Annotated in this window: 10 protein-coding genes; all 10 read left to right on the forward strand. The window is 52.4% G+C overall.

Annotated elements, in window-relative coordinates; genetic code table 11:
• Nucleotides 1-79: 79 nt before the first annotated feature.
• The 10 genes from gpr (at nt 80) to DW769_RS08970 (ending at nt 14393) form a co-directional block, all read left to right on the forward strand.
• The gene (gene gpr, locus DW769_RS08925) at nt 80-967 is read left to right on the forward strand and encodes a GPR endopeptidase (RefSeq protein ID WP_055218620.1); all 888 of its coding nucleotides are present in this window, start codon (nt 80-82) and stop codon (nt 965-967) included.
• Nucleotides 968-990: 23 nt separating this feature from the next.
• Nucleotides 991-2397, forward strand: coding sequence for a stage II sporulation protein P (locus DW769_RS08930; RefSeq protein WP_243105441.1), 1407 nt, complete (start codon nt 991-993; stop codon nt 2395-2397).
• Between the two features lie 95 nt (nt 2398-2492).
• Nucleotides 2493-4307 (forward strand): translation elongation factor 4, encoded by a 1815-nt coding sequence (lepA, locus tag DW769_RS08935; RefSeq protein ID WP_022462217.1) that lies wholly within the window; start codon nt 2493-2495, stop codon nt 4305-4307.
• Between the two features lie 88 nt (nt 4308-4395).
• The gene (gene hemW / locus DW769_RS08940; protein WP_117813629.1) at nt 4396-5529 is read left to right on the forward strand and encodes a radical SAM family heme chaperone HemW; all 1134 of its coding nucleotides are present in this window, start codon (nt 4396-4398) and stop codon (nt 5527-5529) included.
• A gap of 124 nt (nt 5530-5653) precedes the next feature.
• Nucleotides 5654-8482, forward strand: a complete 2829-nt coding sequence (gene uvrA, locus DW769_RS08945; RefSeq protein ID WP_117509506.1) for an excinuclease ABC subunit UvrA — start codon at nt 5654-5656, stop codon at nt 8480-8482.
• Nucleotides 8483-8650: 168 nt separating this feature from the next.
• A complete protein-coding gene (locus DW769_RS08950) occupies nt 8651-9649 on the forward strand; it encodes a rod shape-determining protein (protein ID WP_118750274.1) in 999 nt (332 codons plus the stop codon).
• 6 nt (nt 9650-9655) lie between these two features.
• Entirely contained in the window at nt 9656-11911 is a 2256-nt protein-coding gene (gene recD2, locus DW769_RS08955; protein ID WP_118750275.1) for an SF1B family DNA helicase RecD2, read from the forward strand.
• Nucleotides 11912-11977: 66 nt separating this feature from the next.
• Nucleotides 11978-12697 carry a ComF family protein gene (locus DW769_RS08960; protein WP_158568322.1) on the forward strand — a complete coding sequence of 240 codons (720 nt, stop codon included), beginning with the start codon at nt 11978-11980 and terminating at the stop codon, nt 12695-12697.
• 89 nt (nt 12698-12786) lie between these two features.
• Nucleotides 12787-13218: a hypothetical protein gene (locus DW769_RS08965; protein ID WP_022462226.1), complete on the forward strand. Its 432-nt coding sequence runs from the start codon at nt 12787-12789 to the stop codon at nt 13216-13218.
• A complete protein-coding gene (locus tag DW769_RS08970) occupies nt 13215-14393 on the forward strand; it encodes a hypothetical protein (RefSeq protein ID WP_118750276.1) in 1179 nt (392 codons plus the stop codon). The genes DW769_RS08965 and DW769_RS08970 overlap by 4 nt, the downstream gene beginning before the upstream one ends.
• Nucleotides 14394-14435: the final 42 nt, after the last annotated feature.

The following is a 14435-nucleotide window of genomic DNA, read 5'->3' on the forward strand; positions in this document are numbered from 1 at the left end:
TATTTCGCATGGTTTGTCAATACATATTTTTGGAAAAATTGCAAAAACTACAACAAAAATACAGGAGAAGGAGAAAAGTATGATAGGAAAGTATAGGATGCGGACAGACCTGGCGATGGAGAATCAGGAAAAATTTGAGAGGGACCATGTGGAGATCTCCGGGGTCGAGATTGAGAAGAAGAAAAGAAAGGCGGAAATTCAGACAACCATTGTGAAAATCACATCGGAGCAGGGTGCAAAAATGATGGGAAAGCCGAAAGGGACGTATGTGACGATCGAAGCGCCGCTGCTTTTGACGGCAGACGAGGAGGAGAGCCGGAAAGCGGCGGAGGAGTTTTCCCACTGTCTGATGGAAATGGTGCCGGAAGCGTGCGGATCCGTTCTTGTGGCCGGCCTCGGCAACCGCGGCATCACGCCGGATGCGCTCGGGCCGGAGACGGTGGAGCAGCTTAACGTTACGCGCCATCTGGTGCGCACCTACGGAAAGAAGGGCCGGGAAGTGAGTGCCCTTGCTCCCGGCGTTATGGCACAGACGGGCATGGAGGCAGTGGAAATCCTGCGCGGAACGGCAGAACAGACCCATCCAGATGTGATTCTCGCCGTGGATGCCCTTGCCGCATGCAGTATTCACCGGCTGAACTGTACGATCCAGCTTGCCGACACCGGAATCTGGCCGGGCTCGGGCGTCGGAAACCACCGCAATGCCTTAAATCAGGAGACGCTCGGCGTGCCGGTCATCGGAATCGGTGTGCCGACCGTTGTAGGGGCAGGAACGATCGTCCACGATGCCGTCGCAGGCGTTCTGGAATCGCTGGAGGAGTCCGAGATGGATGAATTTCTGGGAGAAGTCATTTCACCGGCGCTCGAAAGCCTTTACGTGACGACAAAAGAGATCGACGAGATGGTCCGCCGCCTGGCCGGGGTTCTTGCGGCAGGTATGAATCAGGCATTTTCCGGGGAACTGTAACATATCATGAATATGGTGATAATATGTGGAATGCCAGGCGAAATGGACGATGGTTCGGATGGGGATGTCTTTTCCTGTCCTGCAGTATACTGCTGTTCCGCAGTGCAGCGGTTCTCCGGAAAAATCATTTCTCAGAGGGGAAAGTTCTGCTGCAGCGGGCGGCAGCACAGGCGGAGCAGTTATCCGTGGATGTGATGATGCCGCTTCTTTTTTATGACGGAAAAGAGGACGGAAGGGGATGGATGGAAAATCTCCTCGCGGCAGTGCGGGATCAGATACCGGCGCTTCGGGAGGGAAGCACGGCAGAAAATAAGCTGTCTGCCGGGACAGAAGCAGCGGAAACGGATACGGCGAAGCAGGATTCGAATCCGGGACCGGGAGCAGAAAGAGGGCAGACAGAATCGAAGGAGCAGGGAACTGAGGAAGATCAAAAGGATGGAACTCAAAAAGATGAAACTCAAAAAGATGGAATGGAAATCACGGAGCCGGAGCAGACGGAAACAGGAATCACAGAACCGGCAGCCGGAGAGTCGGCATCAACGGCAGAACCCGAAGCGCCACAGTCTGTCCCGGAGGAGACCATCGAAACCGGCGGCGCACCGCGTGAGATTCTCTACCCGGAGGCCGACACGATTCAGGAGACAATTTCCCCTGACCTTCTTGCTGACCCGCAGGCGCTCCTGAACCGCTTCTTCGTTGTCGATCCCAACACTTCGGTCCTGCCGGGCGAGATCGACGGCAGCACCCTGCTCGGAAAAGACCTGACCCTGCCGGAAAATGCCGAAGGCCCGCAGATTCTGATCTATCATACCCATTCGCAGGAAACCTTCGCCGATTCCCGTCCGGGAGAAAGAGCGGACACGGTAATCGGCCTCGGTGATGATCTGCAGGAGCTTCTGGAAAAGCAGTACGGATACGAAGTGCTTCATATTACAGAGGCATTTGACATGAAAGAAGGCTGTCTCGAGCGGAGCCGCGCCTACAACTACGCGGAGCCGGTCATCGCAGCGGCGCTGGAAGAACACCCGTCCATTCAGGTCGTGATCGACCTGCACCGGGACGGGGTCAATGGTTCAAAACGTCTTGTGACAGAAATCAACGGAAAGCCGACCGCGCAGATCATGTTTTTCAACGGCCTTTCCCGCACGAAAGAAAGCGGCGAACTGACAAGCCTGCCCAATCCGTATCAGGAGGAAAACCTTGCATTTTCCTTTCAGATGGAGTATGAGGCAAAACAGTATTATCCCGGCTTTTCGCGCTGTATCTATTTAAAAGGCTACCGCTACAACCTCCATCTCCGCCCGAGATCTGTTCTTCTCGAGGTTGGTGCGCAGACGAATACGGTCGAGGAGGTGAAAAATGCAATGGGGCCGTTTGCGGATATCCTGCATAAGGTTCTGTCGGGCAAAAGTCCGGCATCAGGCGGATAAATTTATCTTGCTTTTTTGAGTGGAATTTCGTATCATACAAAATAGACATGAGATAAAATTGATATTTAACCCGTGAAAAAGCAGGAGGAAAAAACTTGTCAGGAATAGATCAGAGTAAAATTCGTAATTTTTGTATTATTGCCCATATCGACCATGGAAAATCAACCCTTGCGGACCGTATTATTCAGAAAACAGGCCTTTTGACCGAGCGTGAGATGCAGGATCAGGTGCTGGACAATATGGATCTGGAGCGTGAGCGCGGCATCACGATCAAGGCACAGGCGGTCCGTACCGTATACAAAGCGGCCGACGGCGAGGAGTACATTTTAAACATGATTGACACCCCGGGCCATGTTGACTTCAACTATGAGGTTTCCAGAAGCCTTGCCGCATGCGACGGCGCGCTGCTCGTTGTCGATGCATCGCAGGGTATCGAGGCGCAGACCCTTGCCAACGTCTATCTCGCCCTTGACCATGACCTGGATGTGTTCCCGGTCATCAACAAAGTAGACCTTCCAAGCGCCGAGCCGGACCGTGTAATTGCAGAGATCGAGGATGTCATCGGACTGGAAGCGCAGGATGCTCCGCGGATTTCCGCAAAAACCGGCCTGAACGTGGACGAGGTGCTCGAACAGATCGTACAGAAAATTCCGGCACCGGAAGGTGATCCGACGGAACCGTTAAAAGCACTGATTTTCGACTCTGTTTACGATGCATACCGCGGCGTCATCATTTCCTGCCGTGTAATGGAAGGAAGCGTGAAAAAAGGAACGAGAATCCGCATGATGGCGACAGGCGCTGTCGAGGAAGTTGTCGAGGTCGGCTACTTCGGCGCAGGCCGTCTGATCCCGTGCGACGAGCTCTCCGCCGGAATGGTAGGCTATATCACCGCCAGCATCAAAAACGTGCGCGACACCCGCGTGGGTGATACCGTGACCGATGCCGACCGTCCGTGTGCAGAAGCACTGCCGGGCTACAAAAAAGTCAACCCGATGGTATACTGCGGCATGTACCCGGCCGACGGCGCACAGTACGGCGATCTGCGCGACGCGCTGGAAAAACTGCAGTTAAACGATGCATCCCTCTTCTACGAGCCGGAGACATCGGCAGCACTGGGCTTTGGCTTCCGCTGCGGTTTCCTTGGACTGCTTCACCTGGAAATTATTCAGGAGCGCCTGGAGCGTGAGTACAATCTGGATCTCGTGACGACCGCACCGAGCGTTATCTATAAGGTTCACAAAACCGACGGAACCGTCATTGACCTGACCAACCCGTCGAATCTGCCGGACCCGTCCGAGATTGATTATATGGAAGAGCCGCTGGTAAAAGCAGAGATTATGGTGACGACCGACTACATCGGACCGATCATGGAGCTCTGCCAGCAGAGACGAGGCCAGTATCAGGGAATGGAATACATGGAGACGACGCGTGCGATGCTTCATTACCATCTCCCGCTGAATGAGATTATCTACGATTTCTTTGATGCCTTAAAATCCCGCTCCAAAGGTTATGCGTCATTCGACTACGAGCTGCTCGGCTATGAGAGAAGCGAGCTTGTAAAACTCGATATCCTCGTCAATAAAGAAGAAGTGGATGCGCTGTCCTTCATCGTATTCGAGGGATCTGCCTACGAGCGCGGAAGAAAGATGTGCGAGAAGCTCAAAGAAGAGATTCCGCGGCAGCTCTTCGAAATCCCGATCCAGGCGGCTGTCGGATCGAAGATTATCGCCAGAGAAACCGTCCGCGCGATGCGCAAAGACGTCCTTGCCAAGTGCTACGGCGGCGATATTTCCCGAAAGAAGAAGCTGCTGGAGAAGCAGAAGGAAGGTAAGAAGCGGATGCGCCAGGTAGGAAACGTGGAGATTCCGCAGAAAGCCTTTATGAGCGTGCTGAAACTGGATGAAAATTAAGAAATAAAAATGAGACCGGCCTGTCGGCGCCGCCTGCTGTTGCGGGAGCGCAGGGGCCGGTCTTTCGATCGTACGGAGGAAAAGCAGAATGAATAAAAAAAGAAAACCACTGGAACTCTATGTGCATATCCCGTTCTGCATCCGGAAATGCGCCTACTGTGATTTTGTCTCGGGACCGGGCACGAAAGCAATGCAGAAGGAGTATGAAGAGGCTCTGCTGGCAGAAATCGATGCAGCGGAAGAGACGGCAGAAAGTGAAGTGATTTCCGCCTTTTTCGGCGGCGGAACACCATCCGCAGTGGATGCCGGAATGCTCGCCCGTGTGATGGAAAAACTGCGGAGCAAGTACGTTTTTTCAGAGGATGCTGAGATTACGCTGGAGGCCAATCCGGGAACGCTGGATGCGGAAAAACTGAAATGTTACAGGAAGAGCGGCTTCAACCGGATCAGTATCGGCTGTCAGTCGGTTCACGATGAGGAGCTGAAACGGCTGGGAAGAATCCACACGTTTGCGGAATTTCAGGAGAGTTTTGCACTGGCACGGGATGCCGGGTTTGCGAATATCAACGTGGATCTGATGTCAGGTCTGCCAGAGCAGAGTGAAAAGAAATGGGAAGAGAGTCTTCGGACGATCGCGGAGCTTTCTCCGGAGCACATTTCCGCCTACAGCCTGATCGTGGAGCCGGGAACCCCGTTTGCGGAGCAGAAACTGGATCTGCCGGATGAGGACACAGAACGCGAAATGTATGCCAGAACGGCGGAAATCCTCGCAGAATACGGCTTTTTCCAGTATGAGATTTCCAATTATGCAAAGCCGGGCTTCGCATGCCGCCACAATATCGGCTACTGGAAAAGGACGGATTATCTGGGGTTCGGGCCTTCCGCGGCATCGTTATTCGGAAACCGCCGGTGGACGAACACGGCAGATCGATCTTTGTATCTGAAAGCGTGCGGAGCACTGGAAAAGATCCGTGAGGATGAGGAAATTCTTTCCCGGCAGGATGCCATGGAAGAATTTATGTTTCTCGGCCTTCGAATGACACAAGGGATCTCGACGGCGGAGTTTGAGGAGCAGTTTGGAAAGGAGATCCATGCCGTATACGGCGGGGTTCTGAAGAAATACGAAGCGGTGCATCTTTTACGGGAACACAGCGGGCGCCTGGCTCTGACACGCGATGGGATTTCCGTCAGCAATGTGATTCTGGCAGATTTTCTGCTGTAAAAAGATGATAAAGAAATAGAACAAATGTTTGCATAACGCACGGCGGTGTGCTATAATGGGAGAAAACGAGACAAGATTCCTGTCCCTGTCCGGACAGGGATTCCAATTAATAAGAGGAACAGTTATGGCAGAGAAAAAAGAGTTTATCAGAATACGGGGAGCCAGGGAGAACAACCTGAAAGCACTGAATGTCGATATCCCCAGAAACCAGTTTGTTGTATTTACGGGCCTCAGCGGTTCAGGAAAGAGTTCGCTTGCGTTTGACACGATCTATGCGGAGGGCCAGCGGCGGTACATGGAGAGCCTTTCCTCCTACGCGCGCCAGTTCTTAGGACAGATGGAAAAACCGAATGTGGACAGCATCGAAGGCCTGCCGCCTGCTATTTCGATCGATCAGAAATCGACGAACCGGAACCCGCGTTCCACCGTCGGAACCGTGACGGAGATTTACGATTACTTCCGTCTTCTGTACGCGAGAATCGGTATTCCGCACTGCCCGAAGTGCGGAAAAGTCATCAGCCGCCAGTCGGTGGACCAGATGGTCGATCAGATCATGGCACTCCCGGAGCGGACGAAAATCCAGCTTCTCGCGCCGGTTGTGCGCGGCCGCAAGGGAAGACACGAAAAGGTGCTCGAACAGGCAAAACGCAGCGGCTATGTCCGCGTGATGATCGACGGCAGCCAGTATGAGCTGTCCGAGGAGATTACGCTGGATAAGAACCTGAAACACAACATTTCCATTATTGTGGACCGTCTTGTAGTCAAACCGGACATTGAAAAACGTCTGACGGATTCCGTCGAGAATGTACTGGATCTGGCGGACGGCCTTCTGGTGGTCGACACGATGGACGGAAATCAGCTCAACTTCAGCCAGAGCTTTTCCTGCCCGGACTGCGGCATCAGCATGGAGGAGATTGAGCCGAGAAGCTTTTCCTTCAACAACCCGTTCGGCGCCTGCCCGAGCTGTGCCGGCCTTGGCTACAAGATGGAGTTCGACGAGGATCTGATGATTCCGGACAAGACCGTATCCATCGCAGACGGAGCCATCACCGTGCTCGGCTGGCAGTCCTGCACGGACAAATCGAGCTATACGAGAGCCATTCTCGATGCGCTCGCAGAGGAGTACGATTTTTCCCTTTCCACTCCGTTCTGTGAATATCCGAAAAAAATCCACGATATCCTGATTTACGGAACGAACGGAAAATCCGTCAAGGTGCATTACCGCGGTCAGCGCGGCGTCGGTGTGTACGATGTGGCTTTTGAGGGGCTGATCAAAAATGTAGAGCGCCGCTACCGTGAGACCGGATCGGATTCTACAAAACAGGAATACGAAACCTTCATGCGTGTGACCCCGTGCCAGGCGTGCCATGGCCAGCGTCTGAAACCGACGTCGCTTGGTGTGACGGTCGGAGATAAAAATATTTTTGAAGTAACATCCCTTTCCATCGACAATCTGCAGAAGTTTATGCAGAACCTCGAACTCTCCGAACAGCAGCTGCTGATCGGAAAGCAGATTTTAAAAGAGATCCGTGCGCGTGTGAGCTTCCTTGCGGATGTCGGATTAAACTATCTGACCCTGGCGCGCGGAACGGCATCGCTGTCCGGCGGTGAGGCGCAGAGAATCCGTCTGGCAACGCAGATCGGCTCCGGCCTTGTCGGTGTCGCCTATATTCTCGACGAGCCGAGCATCGGTCTTCACCAGAGAGACAACGACAAACTTCTCGCGACGCTGAAACATCTGCGTGACCTCGGAAACAGCCTGATCGTCGTGGAGCACGACGAGGATACGATGCGCGCCGCTGACTGCGTTGTCGATATCGGCCCGGGAGCCGGTGAGCACGGCGGAGAGCTGGTGGCGATCGGAACAGCGGAAGATCTGATGAAAAATCCGAATTCCATCACCGGAAAATACTTAAGCGGAGAGCTGAAAATTCCGGTTCCGTCCGAGCGCAGAAAGCCGACGGGCTGGCTGAAGGTAGTCGGAGCAAAAGAGCACAATCTGAAAAATATCAACGTGAATTTCCCGCTTGGTGTCATGACCTGCGTGACCGGAGTCTCCGGATCGGGAAAGAGTTCCCTTGTCAATGAAATTCTGTACAAACGGCTGGCAAGAGATCTGAACCGTGCGCGGACGATTCCGGGTGCACACAAAGACATCATCGGTATGGAACAGCTCGATAAGGTCATCGACATCGACCAGTCCCCGATCGGAAGAACACCGCGTTCCAATCCGGCAACATACACAGGTCTGTTCGATCAGATCCGCGACCTGTTTGCGGCAACGCAGGATGCCAAGGCGCGCGGCTACAAGAAGGGAAGATTCAGCTTTAATGTGAAGGGCGGCCGATGCGAGGCCTGCGGCGGCGACGGTATCCTGAAGATCGAAATGCACTTCCTGCCGGATGTCTATGTGCCGTGTGAGGTCTGCCATGGAAAACGGTACAACCGTGAGACACTGGAAGTCAAATACAAAGGAAAGAGCATCTACGATGTGCTGAATATGACGGTCGAGGAGGCACTGGAATTCTTCAGGCCGGTACCGTCGATTTTCCGGAAATTACAGACCCTGTACGATGTCGGCCTTTCCTACATCCGCCTCGGCCAGCCGTCCACCACGCTGTCCGGCGGAGAAGCGCAGCGTATCAAGCTCGCAGCAGAGCTGAGCCGCCGCGGCACGGGAAAAACGATCTACATTCTCGACGAGCCGACGACGGGACTTCATTTTGCGGATGTCCACAAACTGGTGGAGATTCTGCACCGCCTGTCCGAGGGCGGAAATACCGTCGTTGTTATCGAACACAATCTGGATGTCATCAAGACGGCGGACTATATTATTGATATCGGACCGGAGGGCGGAGACGGCGGCGGAACCGTGATTGCGTGCGGAACGCCGGAGGAAGTGGCCAAGAGCCCGGTATCCTACACCGGAAAATATGTCGAAAAATATCTCTAAAAAATCCTTTCCATTTTAAAAGGGATTGTATATAATAAGAAGCGGGTTGGGTTCAGAGCACATTCGATCCTTTTGGGTTTCGGGTGTTTTGAACCCGAACTTATTCTATACAAATTTCAAACAGATTAAAATAAAGAAAAATAAAAGAGAACAGGAAAGGGGATTACTATGGCTGCAACGACCGATATCGGAATTGATCTGGGGACGTCCAGCATCCTGGTCTATGCCAAGGGAAAAGGCATTGTATTAAAGGAGCCGTCCGTAGTTGCGTATGATAAAGATGCAGATAAAGTACGGGCAATTGGAGAAGAAGCGCGTCAGATGATTGGACGGACACCGGGCAATATTATGGCGGTCCGGCCCATGCGGCAGGGCGTGATCACGGACTTTCTGATCACCGAGCGCATGCTGCGCTACTTTATCCAGAAGGCAATGGGAAGAAGAGCATTCCGGAAACCGAGAATCAGCATCTGTGTACCGTCCGGTGTGACGGAAGTAGAGCGGAAGGCTGTGGAGGAGGCAACGTACCAGGCGGGAGCCCGGGAAGTGCTGATCGTGCCGGAGCCGGTGGCAGCGGCAATCGGATCCGGAATTGACATTACGAAACCATGCGGAAATATGATCGTGGACATCGGCGGAGGCACGACGGATATCGCTGTGATCTCGCTTGCGGGAACCGTTGTTTCCAATTCGGTCAAGATTTCCGGTGAGACATTTGACCAGGATATCATCCGCTATGTACGGAAAACATACAACGTATTTATCGGAGAACAGACCGCAGAGGCAGTGAAAATCCGGATTGGTTCCGCTTATCCGCGGGCCGAGGAGAAAACGATGGAGATCAAGGGAAGAAACGTCATCACCGGACTTCCGGCGACGATTACGGTTTCCTCCGACGAAATCCGAGGTGCCCTTGCCCAGACGACAAACCAGATTGCGGACGCGATCTGTGCCGTGCTGGAAAAAACGCCGCCGGAACTGGCATCCGATGTTTCCGACCGCGGCATTATCCTGACCGGAGGCGGCAGTCTCCTTGCCGGAATGGACGAGCTGATCCAGGAGCGGACCGGCATCAATACCGTGACAGCAGAAAATCCGGCGAGCGTCGTTGCCCTTGGAACCGGCCAGTACCGCGAAGTGATGAATGAATTTGAAAGCCAGTTTTGATAAAAGATGAGTGAAAAAGAAAAAGTAGAAGGCTACGTAGAACACATTATTTTCCGAAATGAGGAGAACGGATATACCGTCCTGAATCTGAGCATGAAGGGGCGCGAGCTGACATGCGTCGGCACGCTTCCGATGATCGGAGAGGGCGAGCTGATCGAGGCTTCAGGAGATTATATTGAACATGCTGCCTATGGAAAGCAGTTCCGCATTGAATCCTATGAGACGAAAGTTCCACAGGATTCTGTTGCATTGGAGCGGTATCTCGGTTCCGGTGCGATCAAAGGAGTCGGTGCGGCGCTGGCGGCAAGAATTGTGCGCCGCTTCGGTGACGATACGCTTCGGATCATCGAGGAAGAGCCGGAGCGCCTCGCGGAGGTAAAGGGAATCAGCGAGCGGAAAGCGCGTGAAATTGCACAGCAGGTGGCAGAAAAAGCCGAAATGCAGAATGCGATGATTTTCCTCTCGGGATATGGCATTGCGCTGAATCTCGGTGCAAAGATTTATCAGCAGTACGGGGACAATGTGTACCGGATTTTAAAGGAAAACCCGTATAAAATGGCGGAAGATATCGCAGGCGTGGGATTTCGGACGGCGGATGAGATTGCCGGAAAAATCGGGATTGCCGTGGACAGCGAATTCCGCATCAAGAGCGGTCTTTCGTATGTGCTGAATCAGGCGACGGCAGAAGGCCATGTCTATCTGCCGGAACCGGTGCTGCTTCGGAGAGGGCAGGAACTTCTCGGCGTAGAACCGGAGCGGATGCAGAAATCTCTGCAGGATATGGCAATCGACAAAAAAGCGGTCATCCGCGAGCTCCCGGCCGAACGGGAAGGGGATGAGCCGCTGCGGATTGTGTACGCCAGCCAGTATTATTATCTGGAACTGAGTACGGCGCGCATGCTGCATGAGCTGAATATTACATGCGAGGAAGACCGTGAGGCAATCGAAAAGCGGATCGGAAAGATCGAGAAAAAATATCAGATCGAGCTGGATGAGATGCAGAAGACGGCAGTCGTTGAGGCGGCATACAGCGGTCTTATGATCCTGACCGGAGGTCCCGGAACCGGAAAAACGACGACCATCAATGCGATGATCCATTATTTTGAGGCAGAAGGCCTCGACATTTTCCTGGCAGCGCCGACCGGAAGAGCGGCGAAACGAATGACAGAGGCAACTGGCTGTGAGGCATGCACGATCCATCGTCTTCTGGAACTGACGGGAAATGTGGATGATTCCTCGGCAAATGTGCATTTTGAGCGGAACGCAGATAATCCGCTCAACGCGGATGTCATCATCATTGATGAGATGTCGATGGTTGATATCCACCTGATGCATGCCCTTCTTTCCGCGATTGTGCCGGGAACAAGGCTGATCCTGGTGGGAGACCAGAACCAGCTTCCAAGTGTCGGCCCGGGCAGTGTCCTCCGGGATCTGATCCGTTCGGAATGCTTTCCGATTGTCTGCCTGACGCACATTTTCCGGCAGGCATCCCAGAGCGATATTGTTGTCAATGCACATAAGATCCATAATGGGGAAGAGGTTATACTGGACAATAAGAGCAAAGATTTCTTCTTTTTGAAACGGTACGATGTCAACGTGATCTGGAAAGTGCTGGTGACGCTGGTGTCCCAGAAACTGCCGCGTTATGTGGATGCCCGCCCGCAGGATATCCAGATTCTGACTCCGATGCGGAAAGGTGCACTCGGCGTGGAAAATCTGAATCAGATTCTGCAGAAATACCTGAACCCGCCCGCACCGGACAAAGCCGAGCGGGAAAATGGAGGTAATATCCTCCGCGAGGGCGACAAGGTCATGCAGATCCGCAACAATTACCAGATGGAGTGGGAAATCCGCGGCATCAACGGAATCGTGGCGGAGCGCGGTATGGGTGTATTCAACGGAGACCTCGGCATGATCCGGAGTATCAACCCGTATACCGAGGTGATCACCGTGGAGTTTGAGGAAGGAAAATTCGCAGACTATACGTTCAAACAGGCGGACGAGCTGGAGCTCGCCTACGCCACAACGATACATAAAGCGCAGGGAAGCGAGTACCCGGCGGTTGTGATTCCGCTGCTCGGCGGCCCGCGCATGCTGATGACGCGGAATCTTCTGTATACGGCCGTGACGAGAGCCAGAAAGTGCGTCACCATCGTCGGAAGTGATGTGACATTCCAGGCAATGATCGGAAATCATATCGAGGCGAACCGGTATACAACGCTCGCCAGAAGAATCTGGGAAATGCAGGAAGAAAACGCGTAAACACGTTTTTCCGGGGCATGGATGCGGCTGCATCCGGCAGAGTGGATAAGGGAAAGCGCAGGTTACATGAAAGAAAAAAATAAAACAGGAAACTGGCTTTTAAACGCAGTTTATCCGAGACGATGTCCCATCTGTGACGGACTGCTGTCACGTGAGGAACTGTATCTATGCCGGAATTGTGTGGAAAAGATCCATCCGATTCTGGGTGCGCGGTGCAAAAAATGCGGGAAACCCGTGGGCAGTGAGGAAGAGTTCTGCCGGGACTGCAGCAGAACGAGACACAGCTTCGACCGCGGTTTTGCGCCGTACGGTTACCACGGGGAACTTGAGGCTTCCCTGATGCGGTTCAAATATCATGAACGGCAGGAATACGCTGGATTTTATGCTCACGCGGCGTTTTTCTATGTGGGAAAGCAGATCCAGAGAAGAAATCCGGAGGTGCTCGTTCCGGTGCCGCTTCATCCGGCGAGACAGCGGCAGCGCGGCTACAATCAGGCGGAGGTATTTGCAGAAAAGCTGGCAGAAGAAATGGAACTTCCCATGAATGCCCGCCTGATCCGCCGTGTGAAAAAAACAAAACGCCAGAAAGAGCTTAGTCCCGCCGAGCGGCGGAAAAACCTGGAGGGAGCTTTTGCATTGGCAAAGCCGGGACAGATGAAATACTGCCGGATTCTTCTGGTAGATGACATTTACACAACGGGAAGCACGGTTGATGCCATTGCGTCACTGTTGAAAGTGAATGGAGCAGAACAGGTGGATTTTGTTTGTGCGGCAATTGTAAAATAGTGTGTGAATATTTTGAGAATAGCTTTCCAATATCGGAAACATATGGTAAAATAAACATAATTTAGAACGGGAAGAGGAGACCAAGAGGCATGTTGGACGAAAAAAGGATTCGTCAGATGACAAAACTGGCTTTTTTTGAAAAAAAAGAAGAAAAAAATGCCTTACGAATCGGCCGCTATTTTCGGAGTGATTACATCGGAAAAGAGCTTCTGAAAAATTTTTTTCTGGCTTCCATCGGATACATTCTGGTACTTGCGGTTGCAGTCTTATATCATATTGAATGGTTGGTGGACGAGATAGACACAATCGACCTGCAGTTTGCAGCAGGGTGTCTGATCGCGTCCTATCTGTGTTTTCTGGCAGTCTATTCCATTGCCGTGTATGTGATCAGCACGATCCGTTACCAGGGAGCACAGAAAAAGCTGAAATGGTATGGAAAAGAGCTGGATGACCTGCAGAACATGTATGAGGAACAGGAAAAAAGCGGGAAGAAATCCGGGCGCAGGAGGAAGGAAACATGACAGTATTGATTGAACTGAAAGAAAAATTAAAAGAGTTTTACGGCTCCTGCAGCGGAATCGTACTTCCGATTGTGAAATTTCTGCTCGCTCTTGCTGTATTTCGTGGTATTAATTCCAATCTCGGCTATCTGAAGATGCTGGACAGCATGTATGTGGTATTGATTCTGTCACTGATCTGCGCTATCCTGCCATTGAATGGAATGGTTTTCCTTGCAATGCTGGTGATCATCGGCCACTGCTTTGCACTTCACATGGTAATCGCGGGTCTTGCGGCGCTGGTTCTGCTGGTGCTCTGGTTTCTATATCTTCGCTTTGTGCCGAAGGATGCGCCGGCACTCCTTTTGACACCGCTCGCATTCTGGCTTCACGTGCCATCTGCCGTTCCGGTTGCCTATGGTCTTGCCGGCACGCCGCTCTCTGCATTTTCATCAGCCTGCGGTGTCGTTGTCTACTATATGTGCGACATGATTCACGGAAAAATGGAGCCGCTGCTTCATGCGGCGGAAGCACCGGAGATCACGGCAGTCGTACAGGAATTTTTCAACGGCCTCTTCCACAATGAGGAAATGCTGCTGGTTCTGATCGCCTGCGCACTGACCGTACTTCTTGTCAATGCAATCCGTCACAGCAGTGCGGACTATGCATGGCAGATTTCCATTGTGGCAGGTTCGGTTGCTTATGCGGTTATTATGATTGCCGGAAGCCTGGCACTGGATGTACAGATTGCACTCCCGATGGTTCTGATCGAGGCGGCGGCCGGCTGTCTGGTTGGATTTGTTCTGGAGTTTTTCCTGTTCGGTGCAGACTACACCCGGACAGAATACCTGGAATATGATGACGACGATTATTATTACTACGTAAAAGCCGTTCCAAAATTCAATGTGACAAAGGCACAGCGTCGTGTGACTTATATTCGGAATGAAAAGAAAAAAGAACCGGAGCTGACAGACGAGGAACTCGATGCTCTGGCAAATTTTGGACATACAGAAGAATCCGGGAACAGCAGGGATCTTGATGAGATCGAGGAAAAAGAAGAAATAGAAGAAATAAACGAAACAGAAGAAATAAACGAAACAGAAGAAATTCAGGAAGAAGAAATTCCGCCGCTGGATGAGGGCGATTATCAGGATGTGGATTATAAGAGCATGCTGGAGGACACCTTAAAGGATCTTTAAAAGAATTTTGAAAATCAGAAGAAAACCGGCCGGGGGAAAAGA

This window comes from Blautia sp. AM29-29 (assembly GCF_003480555.1).
Taxonomy (GTDB): domain Bacteria; phylum Bacillota; class Clostridia; order Lachnospirales; family Lachnospiraceae; genus Fusicatenibacter; species Fusicatenibacter saccharivorans.

Bases quoted from the DNA above. Each gene is read 5' to 3' on its own strand.
- DW769_RS08930 (WP_243105441.1), top strand. From the start codon at position 991: ATGTGGAATGCCAGGCGAAATGGACGATGGTTCGGATGGGGATGTCTT.
- DW769_RS08970 (WP_118750276.1), top strand. From the start codon at position 13,215: ATGACAGTATTGATTGAACTGAAAGAAAAATTAAAAGAGTTTTACGGC.
- DW769_RS08965 (WP_022462226.1), top strand. From the start codon at position 12,787: ATGTTGGACGAAAAAAGGATTCGTCAGATGACAAAACTGGCTTTTTTT.
- DW769_RS08960 (WP_158568322.1), top strand. From the start codon at position 11,978: ATGAAAGAAAAAAATAAAACAGGAAACTGGCTTTTAAACGCAGTTTAT.
- gpr (WP_055218620.1), top strand. From the start codon at position 80: ATGATAGGAAAGTATAGGATGCGGACAGACCTGGCGATGGAGAATCAG.
- recD2 (WP_118750275.1), top strand. From the start codon at position 9,656: ATGAGTGAAAAAGAAAAAGTAGAAGGCTACGTAGAACACATTATTTTC.
- hemW (WP_117813629.1), top strand. From the start codon at position 4,396: ATGAATAAAAAAAGAAAACCACTGGAACTCTATGTGCATATCCCGTTC.
- DW769_RS08950 (WP_118750274.1), top strand. From the start codon at position 8,651: ATGGCTGCAACGACCGATATCGGAATTGATCTGGGGACGTCCAGCATC.
- uvrA (WP_117509506.1), top strand. From the start codon at position 5,654: ATGGCAGAGAAAAAAGAGTTTATCAGAATACGGGGAGCCAGGGAGAAC.